Here is a 16,107-nt window from a genome sequence, read left to right on the forward strand (position 1 = left end):
GAAAGGGGAGCGCCGGATCCGGCATCGTCGCTCCCCTCTCCCGACCCGCTTCGCGGGCTACCCTCCCCCGCAGAGGGGGGAGGGAAAAGCGGTTCCTGCGATCGCCGTTCGGGGTGGGCGGATGCGAAAGCCGTTCCAGAAGAATGGCGTTCTGCGGAACGCGCCCGTTGCAACCCCCGAAGGTCCGCCGCGTCATGCCCGGGCGAAGCATCCTCGATCTCCCGCAGCCCGAAGGCGCGCAGATCCACGTCGAAGGCGAGGCGCTCGGTGAGCGCGCTCGGCGGCGCCTCGTCGTCGAGCCCCTCGTCGAGCAGTACCAGGCCGAAGCGGGCGGGCCGCGTCTCGCAGAAACCGTCGCGCGCGACCGTGATCGTGCCGGTGTCGAGCGCCGCGGCGAGACGAGCCGCCGTGCCGGGCGACAGGCGCTCGGCCATCGGCACGACGACGAGGCCGCCGTCGGCCTCGGCCAGGAGGCCCGCCTGGGCCACCGGGCGGCCGGCCGACAGGGTCGCGGCGAGGTCGAGGCCGCCGAGCAGGCGGTCGTCGCCGATGCCGGGTGGGCAGCGCCGGACGGGGGTACCGGGCGCGAGGCGGTCCGTCAGGTGCCGCAGCCACGCCTCGCGGACCGGGCCCGTCCCGGCGCGCAGGCGGATGCCGACGCAGGCCTGCGGATCGGCCGCCAGCAGCGAAGCGGCGCGGAGCGCCTCGGCCCAGCGGCCCTCGCCGGGCGCGAGCGTCACGCCAGCACGTCGGCGACCGCCCGCGCCACGCGGGCGGTGGAGCCGGCCTCGTCGAGCGGGTTGCGGCGCAGGCGATGGCGCAGCGCCGCCGGCGCGATCCGGCGGACATGGTCGATCGTCACGTCGTCCGCGCCGTCGAGCGCCGCCAGCGCGCGGGCGGTGCGCATCAGGGTGAGCTCGCCGCGCAGGCCGTCGGTGCCGAGCGCCACGCAGAGCCTCGCGCAGGCCTCCAGCACCGCGTCGGGGATCGTCACGGCACTCAGCCGTTCGCGGGCGACCGTGATCTGCTTGGCCTGCGCCCGCTCGGCCTTGGCGTAGGTGGCGCAGAACGCTTCCGGGTCGCGCTCGTAGGCGTCGCGGCGGCGGACCACGTCGATGCGGGTCGCGATGTCGGTGGGCGTCGCCACCTCGACCGCGAGGCCGAACCGGTCGAGGAGCTGCGGCCGCAGCTCGCCCTCCTCCGGGTTGCCGGAGCCGACGAGCACGAAGCGCGCCGGGTGGCGGATCGACAGGCCCTCGCGCTCGACGGTGTTGACCCCGGAGGCCGCTACGTCGAGCAGCAGGTCGACGAGGTGGTCTTCCAGCAGGTTTACCTCGTCGATGTACAGGAAGCCGCGGTTGGCCCGCGCCAGCAGCCCAGGCTCGAACGCCTTCTCGCCGAGCGTCAGCGCCCGCTGCAGGTCGAGCGCGCCGACCACCCGGTCCTCGGTGGCTCCGAGCGGCAGGTCGACCACCGGCACCGGCACGAGCGCGCTCTTGCGCTCCGCCTGGCCGCGGCAATGCGGGCACGATTCGGCGGGTGCGGCCGGATCGCAGGCATAGGGGCAGCCGACGACCGCGCGCATCCGCGGCAGCAGACCGGCCAGCGCCCGGATCGCGGTGGACTTGCCGGTGCCGCGATCCCCGAACACCAGCACGCCCCCCACCGACGGATCGACCGCCGCGATCAGCAGCGCCCGACGCATCTCGTCCTGGGCGACGATGGCGGTGAAGGGGAAGGTGGTCACGCGCTGGGGCACTCGCGATTGCGAAGATGTTGTCACGCCGATCCGTGGCTGGGGAGGTGCGGCGCGATCGGCGCGATCGAGAATGGCACCCTGGCCTTCGAAACGCACGGGCAGTTCCCTTCTTCCGATGCGACTCGTCAGGGCCGCACGCTATGCAGGGTCAGGCGCGGGTCCCCTCTCCCCATGGAAGAGGGGGCCCCGCGGTGCTTCGGACGCACCATCCGGCGCCGTCACGCAGAGGCGTCGGAATTCGGTAGGGCCCGAGGACGCGGAGAAACTCGCCGCACGGATTGTCGGCGGCGTGTCCCCTACTCCGCCGCCACCCGCTCCAGCCCGATCCGCCCCCAGATCGCGGCCAGCGCCTCGACGAGGTGGTCGATGTCGGCGTCCGTGTGCAGGGGCGACGGGGTGATGCGCAGGCGCTCGGTGCCGCGGGCGACGGTCGGGTAGTTGATCGGCTGCACGTAGATGCCGAACTCGTCGAGCAGGGTGTCGGAGATCGCCTTGCACAGCACCGGATCGCAGACCATCACCGGGACGATGTGGCTGTCGTTGGGCAGGGTGGGGATGCCGGCGGCGTCCAGGCGCTCGCGCACCCGCTGCACCCGCTCCTGGTGCCGTGCGCGCTCGACGTTGCTCCGCTTAAGGTGGCGGATGCTGGCGGCCGCGCCCGCCGCCACCGCCGGCGGCAGCGAGGTGGTGAAGATGAAGCCCGAGGCGAAGCTGCGGACGAAGTCGCACAGCGTCTCGCTCGCGGTGATGTAGCCGCCATGCACCGCGAAGGCCTTGCCCAGCGTGCCCTCGATCACGTCGAGGCGGTGGGCCAGCCCCATGCGCTCCGAGATGCCGCCGCCGCGCGCGCCGTAGAGGCCGACCGCGTGGACCTCGTCGAGGTAGGTGAGCGCGCCGTGCGCCTCGGCCACGTCGCAGATCTCGTCGATCGGGGCGATGTCGCCGTCCATCGAGTAGACCGATTCGAAGGCCACGAGCTTCGGCCTGCCGGGCTCGATCATCCGCAGCTTGCGGTCGAGGTCCTCCGGGTCGTTGTGGCGGAAGATCTGGCGCTCGGCGCGCGACGCCCGGATGCCCTCGATCATCGAGGCGTGGTTCTCGGAATCCGAGAGGATGACGCAGCCGGGCAGCTTGGCGCCGAGGGTGCCGAGCGCCGCCCAGTTCGAGACGTAGCCGGAGGTGAACAGCAGGGCCGCCTCCTTGCCGTGGAGGTCGGCGAGCTCGCGCTCCAGCAGCACGTGGTAGTGGTTGGTGCCGGAGATGTTGCGGGTGCCGCCCGCGCCCGCGCCGCAGCGGTCGAGCGCCGCGTGCATGGCGGCGAGCACGTCCGGGTGCTGGCCCATCCCGAGATAGTCGTTCGAGCACCAGACCGTGACGGGCTTCTCGCCCTCGGGGCTGTGATGGGTCGCGTGCGGGAAGCGTCCGGCCTGACGTTCGAGATCGGTGAAGACGCGGTAGCGCCCCTCCCGGTGCAGGTTCTGAAGCTCGGCGCCGAAGAACGCGTCGTAATCCATCGCTCGTCTCCCCGTCCTCGTTTCGATCGCGCGGGTTCTCCCGCGTCAGGCCGCGTCGCGCCGGGCCGGCTCGGCCGGCCCCTGTGTCGGTCCGGCCGCGGCGGAGGCCGCGAGCTTCACCTTTGTCGGGACGGCCGCGGCGGAGGCCGCGACCTTCGGCGGGAGGCTCCAGTTCCAGAGGGCGGCCGCGGGCAGCGGCAGCATCAGGAACCAGTGCTCGAGGGTCGCCAGGCCCATCAGCGTTGTGAGGATGGTGAAGCCGACCATCGCGTGCGGCGTGATCGGCTCGGCGAGCGCCGCCTGGCCGAGCAGCACGACGATCACGGTGGCGACGCTGACCGACACCGGGAACAGCAGGTTCATCGGCCGCTTCGTCAGGTAGCAGCCGAGATAGGCCAGATGGTCGGGCAGGAACTCGGCGTTGAGGTTGCGCACCCCGAGGAACAGGTTGAGCCGGGCGCTGAGGTTCATCCCCCACAGCACGCAGTAGGTCCACAGGGCCATTCTTTGCGGGGTGTTCCAGGTGAGCGCCAGGATCGCCAGCGCGCCGAGAACGATGGCGAATTCGTGCCACAGGCTCGTCGCGACCGCCGCCCGGAACTTCTCGACGCCGCGGGCGCCGGGCCGGCAGGCCTCCGGCCGCGGGCCGGTGACGAAGCCCATGTAGTAGCTCATCTCCTGCCAGCCCCAGACCAGCAGCGCGCCGGTGAAGGCGGTGTAGGCCCCCGTCTCCGTGGCGTCGCCGGCGCTCGTGCCGATCGCGTAGAGCGCCGCCAGCAGCACCGCGGTGCCGGCGGCCATGCTCCACGGGAAGGTGCGGCGCGGCAGGTGGTCGAGCAGGATGATCACCCCGGTGGAGAACCACCAGATCGCCACCGCATAGAGGGCCGGGACGGCGTAGGGCGACATCGCCGGCCCGCTACCACACCGGCTCGAGGCGGATGTCGGCGGGCATCGCGTTTTCGCGGGTCGGCAACAGGTAGAGCCTGCCGAAGGTGACCGCGGCCCGCGCCACCTGCACGCCGCGCTTCAGCGTGCCGGCGACGCCGCCCTGCGCCCGCGCCTCGGCGATCTTCACCGAGCAGTCGAGCAGGGTGTCGAGCCGCTGCTTGAACTTCGGGTTGTCGAGGTCGAGCGTCAGCGGGAAGGTCTGCTTCGAGATCTCGGAGGTGATGCGGAAGACCGTGAAGTCGTACTCGGACGGGTCGACCCCGAGGGCGGCGTGGAAGGCCGGCCGGCAATGGTCGCGGACGTACATCGTCGCGAACACCGCCAGCAGGAAGAACTTGATCCAGTAGCGGTTCAGCCCCTGCGTCAGCTTCGGGTTGGCGCGCATCAGCAGCGCGAAGGCCTCGCCGTGGCGGAACTCGTCGTTGCACCACTTCTCGAACCACTTGAAGATCGGGTGGATGCGCTGCTCGGGGTGCTTCTCCAGCTCGCGGAAGATGGTGATGTAGCGCGCGTAGCCGATCTTCTCGGACAGGTAGGTTGCGTAGAAGATGAACTTCGGGCGGAAGAACGTGTACTTCTTCGACTTCGTCAGGAAGCCCAGATCGACGCCGATGCCGAAATCCTTCAGCGTGTCGTTGATGAAGCCGGCGTGGCGCGCCTCGTCGCGGCTCATGAAGCCGAACAGCTCCTTGATGTCCTTGTTCTTGGCGCGCTTGCGCATCTCGGCGTAGAGGACGCAGCCCGAGAACTCGGCGGTGATCGACGAGACCAGGAAGTCGAGGAACTCCTTCCGGAGTTCGGGCTCCATCTGCGACAGGTCGCAGTCGAAGTCGGCGTTGCGGGTGAAGTGGCGCTTGTTCGGGTCGGAGCGCAGCTCCTCGATCAGCACGTCCCACTCGGCCCGGACCGGTTCGACGTTCGTGCGGTCGAGCTCTGCGAAATCGGTGGTGTAGAAGCGCGGGCTGAGGAAGGTCGTCTCCTGCGCGGACTTGGTCGATTCGTTGACCGGGCGGGTGGGCAGCGGATGCCTGACGGGAGCGTTCAAAGCTTCCTCCTCTCGCTGAAGCTGACTTCGTAGAGCTCGGTCAGCTCGAGATGGCCGGCGAGCTTGGTCCAGAGCCGCTCGATCCGGCCGGCCCGCGTCACCGTCGCGGTGCGGCGGACGACGAGGCGCTCGCCGTAGGGCACCGAGGTCGGCGCGTCGTGGACCTGCACCTCGTCGCCGGGCTCGATCTCGAAGTCGGCGTCGAGGCTGACATGGGCGTGCAGGCTCTCGGGGGTCTGCTCGATCTCGACGGTGCAGGGCACCTCGACCGTGCGGCGGCCGTTCAGGAATCCGATCATCGCGGGACGCTCACGTCGGGAAGGGCGTTGCCGGGTAGGAGCTTGGCGAAGGCGAGCGCGTTGGTCGGGCCGAAGGCGCCCATGTTCACGCTGCGCCCCGTGGTCTCGTCGATCAGGGCGAGCGAGCCGTCGTCGTAGCGGGTCAGGCGGAACGGCTCGGCCGGGGTCAGGCCGGCGCGCAGGCGGGACTGGCCGAAGCTGCGCAGGGTCGCGCGGACGAAGTTGTCCTGGCCGGGCTCGATGATCTCGATCAGCCGCGCATCGGCGGCGTCCTCGATCCGGATCGACCCGTCCGGGCGGTCCAGCACGCGCAGGGCGACGGAGGCGACGGGATTCCCGTCGGGGTTTCCGCTGAGGCCGATCCGCTCGGTGCGCCCGACCACCACCGCCAGCATGGTGAAGCCGAGGAGCGCCCCGGCTCCGATCAGTGCGAGCGCCGGGATCGGTCCGCCCTCCGCCACCTCACCCATCGGCTTCCCTCACCGTCTGCCCGGACCGGTCGTCGGGGCGGCACCGCTCGGTGTCCAGCCGCGTCGCCGTTTCCTTGGCTTCACGTTAACCGGTGTCAAGCACGCTTGACAATCCTCGTTCTGGATTTTTCGGGCGGGTTTTTCGAGAGAACCGTCAAGATGCTGTTCGCGAACGACTTTTTTCGAGAAGCGAACGCCCGCCCCGGCGGTTCGGCCGGGACGGGCGGGGTGATGTCTCGTCCGCGCGGCTCCGCGGAGGCTCGGGCCGGTCAGCGCGCTCCGACGGCGACGAGACGCGGCTTGCGCGCCGCGTTCTGCGGGCGGGCGACGAGCACCGGCAGCGCGGACTCTTCCTCGGGCGCCCGCGCCGCGACGATCGCCCGGGCGAGGATGGCGGCCACCTCGCCTGCGTTCGGGACGGAGCGGAGCATCGGCTGCGGCTCGGTCACGCGCCAGGGGCGGGCATGCGGCCACAGGTGCAGGTAGGCGACGCGGGTGCCGGCGCTCAGCCGGAGCGGCAGGTCGCCGGTGCCGTCGGCGAAGCTGTGCAGGGCGGCATCCTCCACCTGCGCGAGCGGCAGGTTGAACGTGACCGGCAGCGCGATGCCGATCCGCATCACCACGCGGCGGTTGGTGATGGTGTAGGTCGTGGTCCAGGAGGCAAGCCAGCCGAGGCCGCCGATGACGGCCAGCGCGGCGGCGCAGGCGGCGAAGGTCGGCCACGAGGCTTCGAGGCCCGCCAGCACCGCGCCGTCGAGGGCCGCCGGCAGGATGGTCCAGGCGGCCAGCACGCCGAACCACAGCACCACGAACCCGCCGTGCATCGGGCGGGCGGCCATGCCGAAGGCGGTCGGCCGGCCCTGCCACAGGATGTGCTCGCCCGGCGGCAGCGCCTCGGGCAGGCCCTCGGGGATCCGGTCGTCGCGGACGGTGTCGTCCGAGGGCGTATCGTGGGTCCGGCGGCCGCTCATAGCAGGGTCTCCGCGCGCTGGGGCGTGGCGTACAGGGTGCCGGCGCCGAAATAGGCGATGATCTTCTCCTCCTCGAGGAGGGTCACCGCGTCGGGGTCGGCGTGGGGCGGGATGTCCGAGAACTGCCGGGCGAGCAGCGCCTCGGTCTTCACGGTGCGCGAGAACCGCCCCGTGCGGCAGAAGGTGACCGGCATCAGCACGCGGCGTCCGCCGGCGCCGAGATCGACCTCGTAGTAGCGGGCGAAGCTTTCGCCGCGGTCGACCCAGATGTCGGACACCGTTCCGGCGATCTGGCTGTCGGCGCCGAACACGCTCATGCCGATCGGGTTGGGGCCGTCCTCGTGGACCATGAAATGCGTCGCGACCCGCAAGGGGACGATCCGCTTCTGGCCGTCGAAGGTGTGATCGAACGCGTCGTCGCGGCTGACCCAGGAGCCGGGGCCGACATGGGCGAACATCGGGTCGGCGCCGGTCGGCTCCAGCGGGGCGCCCGGCCAGGGCTCGCGCTTGCTGCCGAGGTAGTTGCGGTCGGGCACGGTGTCGGCCTGCGGCGCCTGCTTGATCTTGCCGTCGGCGAGGTGGAACAGCTTCGGCGTCGGGATCAGGATCGGGTCGGGGCGCTTGAGGGTGCCCGTCACCTCCGCCTCGAGGGGATAGCCCTCGCGCCGGTCCTCGCGCCGGAGCCAGAAGACCAGGCCGAAGAAGAACAGGAAGAAGGCGTACAGGACGATCTGCGCGACGTCGACGTAGCCGGTGAGTGCTCCCGTGGGCAGTGCTCCTGGTGGCATGGCGATCTCCCGAGGCTCAGGTGGAGGAGGTGGACAGGGCGACGCGGGGCCTGCCCCGCGCCGCCGGTTGCGGGCTGCGGTCCCGGACCAGCGGGCCGATCGCGACCAGCGTCGCGAACAGCAGCGCGATCTCGATGTGGTAGACGACGAGGTAGCCGATCGAGGGATCGCTCATGCCCTCGCCGAGCGCCCCCGAGACGGCGAGCGCCGAGCCGACGTCCCGCACGATGCCGCTGCCGGCGATGGCGAGGCCGGCCGCCGACGCCTGGACCGCGCCCCAGGCGCCGAGCGCGAGCCCGGTATCCTCCGGCCCGGCCTTCGCCATGGAGGCGGTGAGCGTGCCGTGGGCGAACAGGCCGCCGCCGCAGCCGATCAGGCTGACGCCGGTCGCGAAGACCTGCGTCGAGCCGAGCGGGGCCGCGAACACGACGCAAGAAAAGGCAAGGATGCCGATCACGGCACCCGCCGCCGCCACCCGGAACGGGTCGCCGCCCCGGTTGAGCCAGCGCGCCGCCGCCAGCAGCCCGAGGCCGCCGCCAGCCGCCAGCATCGCGGTCAGCGCCGTGGTCGCCCCGACCGAGAGGTGCAGGATCTGCCCGCCATAGGGTTCCAGCAGGATGTCCTGCATCGAGAAGGCGGCGGTGCCGAGCCCGGTGGCGACGAGGCGGCGCCGCGCCAGCCCCTGCCCCGCATAGGCCGCCCAGGATTCGGAGAAGCTCGGCTGCGCCGCGTCGCGGGCGCGGTCGGGGTCGCGCGCCTCCTGCTTCCACAGGGCCAGCCCGTTGAGCACGATGGTGACGAGGGCCGTGCCCTGGATCACCTGGATCAGCCGCACCTTCGAGAAGTCGGCGAGCAGCAGGCCGAAGGCGACCGCGCTGACCATCATCCCGACGAGCAGCATGACGCAGAGCAGCGCGACGACCTTGGGCCTTGCATGGGCCGGTGCGAGGTCGGTGGCGAGGGCGAGCCCCACCGTCTGCGTGGTGTGGAGGCCGGCTCCGACCAGGACGAAGGCGAGCGCGGCGGCGACCTGCCCGGCCCACATCGGGCCGGTGGTGTCGCCCGACAGCAGCAGCAGCGCGAACGGCATGATGGCGAGCCCGCCGAACTGCAGCAGCGTGCCGAACCAGATGTAGGGGACGCGGCGCCAGCCGAGCACCGACCGGTGCGTGTCCGAGCGGAAGCCGATCAGCGCCCGCAAGGGGGCGAAGATCAGCGGCAGGGACAGCATCAGCGCGACGACCCAGGCCGGCACCTCCAGCTCCACGATCATGACGCGGTTGAGCGTGCCGATCAGCAGCACCGCGGCCATGCCGACGGTGACCTGGAACAGCGACAGCCGCATCAGCCGCCCGAGCGGCAACTCCTTCGTCGCCGCGTCGGCGAAGGGGAGGATCGACGGCCCGAGGGCCGCGACGTGCCGGATCAGGCGGAGGCCGAGCTTCATCGGCGGCCCCGCGCCAGCTCGATCGCGTTCGAGAGGTAGAAGCCGCTGTTGACGCGCTGCGTGCGCGTCAGCACGAACTCGGCCAGCGCCGGCTCCCGGCCGATCCGCTTGGCCAGCGCGCCTAGCGTGATCGGCACGATCGCCGGCGCCCGGTCGGCCCTCGGGAACAGCGTGCCGGCGGCGTGCATCGCGGTGAGCAGGGCGGTGCGGGGCGCCACCGTGAACACCACCGACCCGTCCGTGCGCGCGCCGAGCGCGGCGAGCGCCCGGGCGATGTCGGCGGCGCCGTAATGGATCAGCGAATCCATCGCCACGACGTGGTCGAAGCGGCCGAGGCTCGGATCGAGCATGTCGCCGACCCGGAAGTCGATCGACCCGCCGCCCGCGATCGGCCCGGCGCGCTCGGCCGCGAGGCCGACCAGCGTCGCCGACACGTCGATGGCGACGACCTCGGCGCCGCGGCACGCGGCCTCCAGGCTGAGCGCCCCGGTGCCGCAGCCGGCATCGAGGATGCGCCGGCCGGTCAGGTCGTCGGGCAGCCAGGACAGAAGCTGAGCCCGCATCGTGTCGCGACCCGCCCGCACCGTCGCGCGGATCTTCGAGACCGGTGCGTCGGAGGTGAGCCGCGCCCAGGCCTCGACCGCGGTGCGGTCGAAGTAGGTGGTGAGCTGCGAGCGGCGCTCGGCGTAGGATGCGCTGGTCATCACGAGAACCCTCAATCAAATCCGAGGAACTCGAAGAGGTCGCGGTCCTTCATCGGGATCGCGGAGAGCGGCTTTCCGCCGGCGTAGAGGTAGGCGGCCAGCCGCATGTACTCGGCCTTCACGGCCTCCAGCTCCGGCGTCTCGTCCATCTCGAACAGGGTCGACTTCTTCAGGCGCGAGCGCCGCACGACGTCGAGGTCGGGGAAGTGGGCGATGCGCTCCAGGCCGACGGCGGCGTTGAAGCGGTCGATCTCGTCGGTCTTGGCCGAGCGGTTGGCGATGACGCCGCCGAGCCGCACGGGGTAGTTCTTCGCCTTGGCGTGGATCGCGGCGACGATGCGGTTCATCGCGAAGATCGAGTCGAAGTCGTTGGCCGTGACGACCAGCGCCTGTTCGGCGTGCTGGAGCGGCGAGGCGAAGCCGCCGCAGACCACGTCGCCGAGCACGTCGAAGATCACCACGTCGGTGTCCTCCAAGAGGTGATGCTCCTTGAGGAGCTTCACCGTCTGGCCGACGACGTAGCCGCCGCAGCCGGTGCCGGCCGGCGGCCCGCCGGCCTCGACGCACATCACGCCGTTGTAGCCCTCGGCGACGAAGTCCTCGACGCGCAGCTCCTCGGAGTGGAACTGCACCGCCTCCAGCGCATCGATCACGGTGGGCGCCAGGCGCTTGGTGAGGGTGAAGGTCGAGTCGTGCTTCGGGTCGCAGCCGATCTGCAGCACCCGCTTGCCGAGCTTCGAGAAGGCGACCGACAGGTTCGACGAGGTCGTCGACTTGCCGATGCCGCCCTTGCCGTAGACTGCGAAGACCTTCGCCGTCGTGCCGATGGCGACGTCCAGCGAGACCTGGACGCTGCCTTCCGGCTCGCGGCGGGCGGCGACGGGGTTTCGAATCGCGATGTTCATGCCGCAACCTCCGCGGTGATGCCTTCGAGACGGTCCTCGAGCTCCTCCTCGGCGCGGGCGAGCGCGTCGCGCGTCGCCGCATCGGGAGTCCAGAAGCCGCGCTGGTGCGCCTCGATCAGCCGGTGCGCGACCTTGGCCGAGGCGGTGGGGTTGAGGGCGGCCATGCGCGCGCGCATGGCGGGGTCGAGGACGTAGGTCTCGGTGATGCGCTGGTAGATCCAGGGCGCGACGCCGTCGCTCGTGGCCGACCAGCCCATGGTGTTGGTGAGGTGCGCCTCGATCTGGCGCACGCCCTCGTAGCCGTGCCCGAGCATGCCCTCGGTCCATTTCGGGTTGAGCATGCGGGTGCGGGTCTCGAGCGAGACCTGCTCGGAGAGCGAGCGCACGGTGCCCTCGCCGCGGGTCTGGTCGCTGATGAAGATCGGCACCGCGGCGCCGCGGGCCTCGGCCACCGCCCGGCCCATGCCGCCGAGCCCGTCGAAGTAGTGGTCGACGCTCGTGACCCCGACCTCGACCGAATCGAGGTTCTGGTAGGCGAGGTCGACCTTGGCCAGCACGCTGCGCATCAGCGCGCGCTGCGGTGCCGGCTGGCCGGTGCGGCCGTAGGCGAAGCTCTTGCGGCGCGAGAAGGTCTCGGCGATCTCGTCCTCGTCCTCCCAGCGGCCGGACTCGACCAGCCCGTTGACGTTGGCGCCGTAGGTGCCCTCGGCGTTCGAGAACACCCGCAGCGCCGCGGTCTCGAGGTCGATGCCGTGCTCGGCCTGATGCGCGAGGGCGTGCTTGCGGACGAAGTTGCGCTCCACCGGCTCGTCGGCGGTGGCGGCGAGGTAGGAGGCTTCGGCGAGGAGCTTCGTCTGGAGCGGCAGCAGGTCGCGAAAGATGCCGGACAGGGTGACGACCACGTCGATGCGCGGGCGGCCGAGCGTCTCCAGCGGGATCAGGGTCGCGCCGCAGAGCCGGCCGTAGCCGTCAAAGCGCGGCGCCGCGCCGATGAGCGCCAGGGCCTGGGCGATCGGGCCGCCCTCGCTCTTGAGGTTGTCGGTCCCCCACAGCACCAGGGCGACGCTCTCGGGCAGGGCCGCGCCCTCGTCGCGGTGACGGGCGAGGATCCGGGCGACCTGCCGCGCGCCGTCGGCGACCGCGAAGGCCGAGGGCAGGCGGTAGGGATCGAAGCCGTGCAGGTTGCGTCCCGTCGGCAGCACGGCCGGGTTGCGCAGCAGGTCGCCGCCGGCCACCGGCGCGATGAAGCGCCCGTCCAGCGCCTTGAGCAGGCCGGCGACCTCGTGGTCGCGGGCGAGCAGCGCGTCGGTCTCGGCCAGCGACCGGAAGGCGGCGCGGTGGGTCTCGTCGAGGGGCAGGCCCGCGGCGGCGAGCGCCGCGTCGACCCCCTCGCCCGCCACGAGCGCCGCGATCCCGGCCCGCTCCGGCACGAGGCCGGCGGAGGCTTCGGCCAATGCCAGCAGCAGGTCGACCCGCTCCTCGGGCGGCGTGCCCTGCCCCACCACGTGCATCCCGTGCGGGATCAGGGTGTGCTCCAGCTCGTGCACCGCCTGGCCCAGCGCCTGGATGCGGGCGGCGAGGTCGTCCCAGGCCGGCTCGGCCGGGGCCAAGTCGAGGGCGGCGGCCTGCGCCTGGACGAGCAGGCCGAGGTCGCGGCGCTCGGCTTCCGCCTCGGGCTCCAGGGCACGCCAGCGCTCGATCGAGGCCTTGAGGTCGATCAGGCCGCGATACAGCCCCGCCTGGGCGAGGCTCGGGGTCAGGTAGCTCACCAGCGTCGCGGCGGAGCGGCGCTTGGCGATCATCCCCTCGGAGGGGTTGTTGGCGGCGTAGAGGTAGACGTTCGGCAGCGGCCCGATCAGCCGCTCAGGCCAGCACGATTCGGACAGGCCGGTCTGCTTGCCGGGCATGAATTCGAGCGCGCCGTGGGTGCCGAAATGCAGCACCGCGTCGGCGCGGAAGTCGTCGCGCAGGTAGCGGTAAAAGGCCGAGAAGGCGTGGGTCGGCGCGAAGCCGCGCTCGAACAGCAGGCGCATCGGGTCGCCCTCGTAGCCGAAGCCGGGCTGCACGCCGACGAAGACGTTGCCGAACTGCGCGCCGAGGACGAAGAGGGCCGAACCGTTGCTGTTCTGGCGCCCCGGCGCGGGCCCCCACTGCGCCTCGATCTCGGACAGGTGCCGCTCGCGCCGGACGTGCTCCTCGGCGGGGATGCGGTGGTGGACGTTGGCCGGCGTGCCGTAGCGGGCGGAGTTGCCGGCGAGCACCGCGTTGCGCAGGTCGTCGACCGTGTCGGGCACCGCGACGTCGTAGCCGTCCGCCTTCATCGCCGTCAGGGTGTTGTGCAGCGACTGGTACACCGACAGGAACGCCGCCGTGCCGATCGAGCCGGCGTTCGGCGGGAAGCCGAACAGCACGATCGCCACCTTGCGCGCGGCCCGCGCGGTCCGCCGCAGGGCGACGAGGCGCTCGATGCGGGCGGCGAGCATGTCGGCGCGCTCCGGGTGAACGCGCATGTCGCGGGCGTTCTCGCCCATCGACGCGCCGGAGCGGCCGCCGAACACCATCGGCGCGGTGGCGCCGTCGAGCTCGGGGATCGCGACCATCATCGTGGCCTCGACCGGCGAGAGGCCGCGGTCGGAGCCCTCCCACTGCTCCAGGGTCTGGAACTCCAGCGCGTGGGCGGCGAGGTAGGGCACGTCGAGGTCGGCGAGCGCCGTCTCGGCCGCCGCGGCGTCGTTGTACGCGGGCCCGCCGACCAGCGAGAACCCGGTGAGCGAGACCAGCGCGTCGATGGCCGGCCGGCCGTCGCGGCGGAAGAAGGCGTCCACCGCCGGGCGGTTGTCGAGGCCCGAGGCGAAGGCCGGCACCACCGCGAGGCCGCGGCCTTCGAGCGCCGCGATCACGCCGTCGTAATGGGCGGTGTTCCCGGCCAGCACGTAGGAGCGCATCACCAGCAGGCCGACCCGACCCTTCGCAGGGCCGCTCGAAGGCCCCTTGGGCATGGGGAGCGCGGCGAGCGACTCGCCGATGCGGCCCTTCATGCGCGGGTGGTAGAGGCCGGTCTCGGGATAGCTCAGCGGCGCGGGTGCGACCGCGATCTCGCGCCAGGCGAGGCGCGGGCCGGCGGCGTAGCGCCCGACCAGGAAGCGCACGAGGTTGGCGATGTTCTCGTCCGAGCCCGAGAGCCAGTATTGCAGGGTGAGGAAGTAGGCGCGCACGTCCTGCGCCGAGCCGGGGATGAAGCGCAGGATCTTCGGCAGCTTGCGGATCATCGCCATCTGGCGGGCGCCGTTGCCCTGGGCGCCCGGCTTGCCGCGCAGCTTCTTCAGGAAGTCGAGGGCGCCGCGCTTGGTGCCGTCCATGTCGAAGCGGTTGAGGCGGGTGGTCTTCACCACCTCGCCGGCCGAGAGGCAGCCGATCATCGCGTCGCAGTGCGGGCGGCGGGCCAGCAGCGCCGGCAGCACGGCGCGGACGTGCTCGTCCATGAACAGCATCGTCGCGAGCACGATGTCGGCCCGGGCGATGTCGGCCTTGCAGGCGGACAGGCTCGCGGGCGCGGTGTCCCACTCGGCGGCGGCGTGGAAGTCGAGGACGAGGCCGGGCATCTCGCTGCGCAGCCGGAGGCGGGCGCGCTCGAGGGCGCTCGCCATGTGGTTGTCCATCGTCACGACGACGATGCGGAGCTCGGGCCGTTCAGTGACCGAAATGCGCTTTGGCATCGTACAAGGTCTCGACGGTGATGAGCGGCAGCGCCCGCTCCCTGGCGAAGGTTTCCGTGTTGGTGCGGGCTTTTCCTCGGACGAAGAACGGGATCTTCCGCAGCTCCTTCTCGGCCTCCACGGCCCAGGTCGGAGCGGTCGGGACGGCGAGCGTCACCGAGGTGACGGGCTCGGGAACCGGCGGGGCGGGCGCGGGCGCCCCGGCGGGAGCCTTGCCGCCGAGATGGGACGGGGCGCGGTCGTTGAACTCGGGGTCCTCGCGGAACATCCCGAGCAGGTGCTCCTCCAGGCCCATCATCAGCGGGTGGACCCAGGTGTCGAACAGGACGTTGGCGCCCTCGAAGCCCATCTGCGGCGAGTAGCGCGCCGGGAAGTCCTGGACGTGGACCGGCGCCGAGATCACCGCGCAGGGCAGCCCGAGCCGCTTGGCGATGTGACGCTCCATCTGCGTGCCGAGCACCAACTCGGGGCCGGCCGCCTGGATCGCCGCCTCGACGTCGAGGTAGTCGTCGGAGATCAGCGCCTCGATGCCGTGTAGCGTGGCCTCCGCCCCGACCTCGCGGGCGAACTCGCGGCCGTAGGTGCCGAGGCCGACGACCCGGAAGCCGAGCTCGGCCTTCGCGACGCGGGCGGCGGCGATCGCGTGGGTGGCGTCGCCGAAGATGAAGACGCGCTTGCCGGTGAGGTAGGTCGAGTCGACCGAGCGCGAATACCAGGGCGCGCGCGACGGCGCCCCGGCGAGCACCGGCGCCGGGTCGATTCCGGCCAGAGCCGCGACCTCCTCGACGAAGCGGATCGTCGCGCCGACGCCGATCGGCACCGTCTCGACCATCGGCTGGCCGAAGGCCTTCTGCAGATACTGCGCGGCCGCGCGCGCCACCTCCGGGTAGAGCACGACGTTGAAGTCGGCGTCCTTCAGGCGGCCGAGGTCGGCCGGGCTCGCGGCCATCGGCGCCACGACGTTGACGGCGATCCCGAGCCGCCCGAGCAGGCCGGTGATCTCAGCGAGGTCGTCGCGATGGCGGAAGCCCAGCGCCGTCGGCCCGAGGATGTTGCAGGACGGGCGCCGGCCCTCCGGCTTCGGCTCCGGGGACGGCGAGCCGGAAAGCCCGCGGACCAGCCGGTAGAAGGTCTCCGACGCCCCCCAGTTCTCCTTCTTCTGGTAGGCCGGCAGCTCCAGCGCGATCACCGGGATCGGCAGGTTCAGCGCCTTGGCGAGGCCGCCCGGATCGTCCTGGATCAGCTCCGCCGTGCACGAGGCGCCGACGATCATCGCCTGCGGCCGGAAGCGCTCGTAGGCGGCGGCGGCCGCGTCCTTGAAGATCTCGGCGGTGTCGGAGCCGAGGTCGCGGGCCTGGAAGGTCGTGTAGGTGACCGGCGGGCGGGCGTCGCGCCGCTCGATCATCGTGAACAGCAGGTCGGCGTAGGTGTCGCCCTGCGGCGCGTGCAGCACGTAGTGCAGCCCCTCCATCGCGGTGGCGATGCGCATGGCGCCGATATGCGGCGGTCCTTCGTAGGTCCAGAGGGTGAGCTGCATC

13 protein-coding genes and 1 pseudogene are annotated in these 16,107 nt (G+C 71.8%); all 14 read right to left on the minus strand.

Features of this window, described 5'->3' with window-relative positions; translation table 11 throughout:
• Positions 1–740 (minus strand): annotated as a pseudogene (locus MKK64_RS02140) (hypothetical protein); the annotation flags it as partial.
• Positions 737–1,747, minus strand: a complete 1,011-nt coding sequence (bchI, locus tag MKK64_RS02145; protein ID WP_243932067.1) for a magnesium chelatase ATPase subunit I — start codon at positions 1,745–1,747, stop codon at positions 737–739. The gene bchI and the pseudogene MKK64_RS02140, both read right to left, overlap by 4 nt.
• Positions 1,748–2,055: 308 nt before the next feature.
• Positions 2,056–3,273, minus strand: a complete 1,218-nt coding sequence (gene hemA / locus MKK64_RS02150) for a 5-aminolevulinate synthase (protein WP_243932068.1) — start codon at positions 3,271–3,273, stop codon at positions 2,056–2,058.
• 45 nt (positions 3,274–3,318) lie between these two features.
• Positions 3,319–4,182 carry a putative photosynthetic complex assembly protein PuhE gene (gene puhE, locus MKK64_RS02155; protein ID WP_243932069.1) on the minus strand — a complete coding sequence of 288 codons (864 nt, stop codon included), beginning with the start codon at positions 4,180–4,182 and terminating at the stop codon, positions 3,319–3,321.
• A 10-nt stretch (positions 4,183–4,192) separates the two neighbouring features.
• Positions 4,193–5,245: a magnesium-protoporphyrin IX monomethyl ester (oxidative) cyclase gene (gene acsF / locus MKK64_RS02160; RefSeq protein WP_243932139.1), complete on the minus strand. Its 1,053-nt coding sequence runs from the start codon at positions 5,243–5,245 to the stop codon at positions 4,193–4,195.
• Between the two features lie 20 nt (positions 5,246–5,265).
• Entirely contained in the window at positions 5,266–5,568 is a 303-nt protein-coding gene (locus MKK64_RS02165) for a hypothetical protein (RefSeq protein ID WP_187273562.1), read from the minus strand.
• Entirely contained in the window at positions 5,565–6,038 is a 474-nt protein-coding gene (puhC, locus tag MKK64_RS02170; RefSeq protein WP_243932070.1) for a photosynthetic complex assembly protein PuhC, read from the minus strand. Before puhC ends, MKK64_RS02165 begins: the two co-directional genes overlap by 4 nt.
• 269 nt (positions 6,039–6,307) lie before the next feature.
• A complete protein-coding gene (gene puhB, locus MKK64_RS02175; protein WP_243932071.1) occupies positions 6,308–7,009 on the minus strand; it encodes a photosynthetic complex putative assembly protein PuhB in 702 nt (233 codons plus the stop codon).
• The gene (gene puhA, locus MKK64_RS02180) at positions 7,006–7,782 is read right to left on the minus strand and encodes a photosynthetic reaction center subunit H (protein WP_243932140.1); all 777 of its coding nucleotides are present in this window, start codon (positions 7,780–7,782) and stop codon (positions 7,006–7,008) included. The genes puhB and puhA overlap by 4 nt, the downstream gene beginning before the upstream one ends.
• A 31-nt stretch (positions 7,783–7,813) precedes the next feature.
• Positions 7,814–9,244, minus strand: a complete 1,431-nt coding sequence (locus MKK64_RS02185; protein WP_243932072.1) for a BCD family MFS transporter — start codon at positions 9,242–9,244, stop codon at positions 7,814–7,816.
• On the minus strand, positions 9,241–9,948 hold the full coding sequence (gene bchM / locus MKK64_RS02190; protein ID WP_243932073.1) for a magnesium protoporphyrin IX methyltransferase: 708 nt from the start codon (positions 9,946–9,948) through the stop codon (positions 9,241–9,243). The genes MKK64_RS02185 and bchM overlap by 4 nt, the downstream gene beginning before the upstream one ends.
• 11 nt (positions 9,949–9,959) lie before the next feature.
• Positions 9,960–10,853 (minus strand): ferredoxin:protochlorophyllide reductase (ATP-dependent) iron-sulfur ATP-binding protein, encoded by an 894-nt coding sequence (bchL, locus tag MKK64_RS02195; RefSeq protein ID WP_147727570.1) that lies wholly within the window; start codon positions 10,851–10,853, stop codon positions 9,960–9,962.
• Complete coding sequence (locus tag MKK64_RS02200; protein ID WP_243932074.1) at positions 10,850–14,569, minus strand: magnesium chelatase subunit H; 3,720 nt, start codon at positions 14,567–14,569, stop codon at positions 10,850–10,852. Before MKK64_RS02200 ends, bchL begins: the two co-directional genes overlap by 4 nt.
• The gene (gene bchB / locus MKK64_RS02205) at positions 14,544–16,106 is read right to left on the minus strand and encodes a ferredoxin:protochlorophyllide reductase (ATP-dependent) subunit B (protein ID WP_243932075.1); all 1,563 of its coding nucleotides are present in this window, start codon (positions 16,104–16,106) and stop codon (positions 14,544–14,546) included. Before bchB ends, MKK64_RS02200 begins: the two co-directional genes overlap by 26 nt.
• Between the last annotated feature and the right edge of the window lies 1 nt (position 16,107).

This window comes from Methylobacterium sp. E-025 (assembly GCF_022829705.1).
Classification (GTDB): domain Bacteria; phylum Pseudomonadota; class Alphaproteobacteria; order Rhizobiales; family Beijerinckiaceae; genus Methylobacterium.

Excerpts from the sequence above, each read along its gene's own strand:
- MKK64_RS02200 (WP_243932074.1), bottom strand. The coding sequence starts at position 14,569 with ATGCCAAAGCGCATTTCGGTCACTGAACGGCCCGAGCTCCGCATCGTC.
- hemA (WP_243932068.1), bottom strand. The coding sequence starts at position 3,273 with ATGGATTACGACGCGTTCTTCGGCGCCGAGCTTCAGAACCTGCACCGG.
- puhB (WP_243932071.1), bottom strand. The coding sequence starts at position 7,009 with ATGAGCGGCCGCCGGACCCACGATACGCCCTCGGACGACACCGTCCGC.
- puhE (WP_243932069.1), bottom strand. The coding sequence starts at position 4,182 with ATGTCGCCCTACGCCGTCCCGGCCCTCTATGCGGTGGCGATCTGGTGG.
- puhC (WP_243932070.1), bottom strand. The coding sequence starts at position 6,038 with ATGGGTGAGGTGGCGGAGGGCGGACCGATCCCGGCGCTCGCACTGATC.
- bchB (WP_243932075.1), bottom strand. The coding sequence starts at position 16,106 with ATGCAGCTCACCCTCTGGACCTACGAAGGACCGCCGCATATCGGCGCC.
- bchM (WP_243932073.1), bottom strand. The coding sequence starts at position 9,948 with ATGACCAGCGCATCCTACGCCGAGCGCCGCTCGCAGCTCACCACCTAC.
- bchL (WP_147727570.1), bottom strand. The coding sequence starts at position 10,853 with ATGAACATCGCGATTCGAAACCCCGTCGCCGCCCGCCGCGAGCCGGAA.
- MKK64_RS02165 (WP_187273562.1), bottom strand. The coding sequence starts at position 5,568 with ATGATCGGATTCCTGAACGGCCGCCGCACGGTCGAGGTGCCCTGCACC.
- MKK64_RS02185 (WP_243932072.1), bottom strand. The coding sequence starts at position 9,244 with ATGAAGCTCGGCCTCCGCCTGATCCGGCACGTCGCGGCCCTCGGGCCG.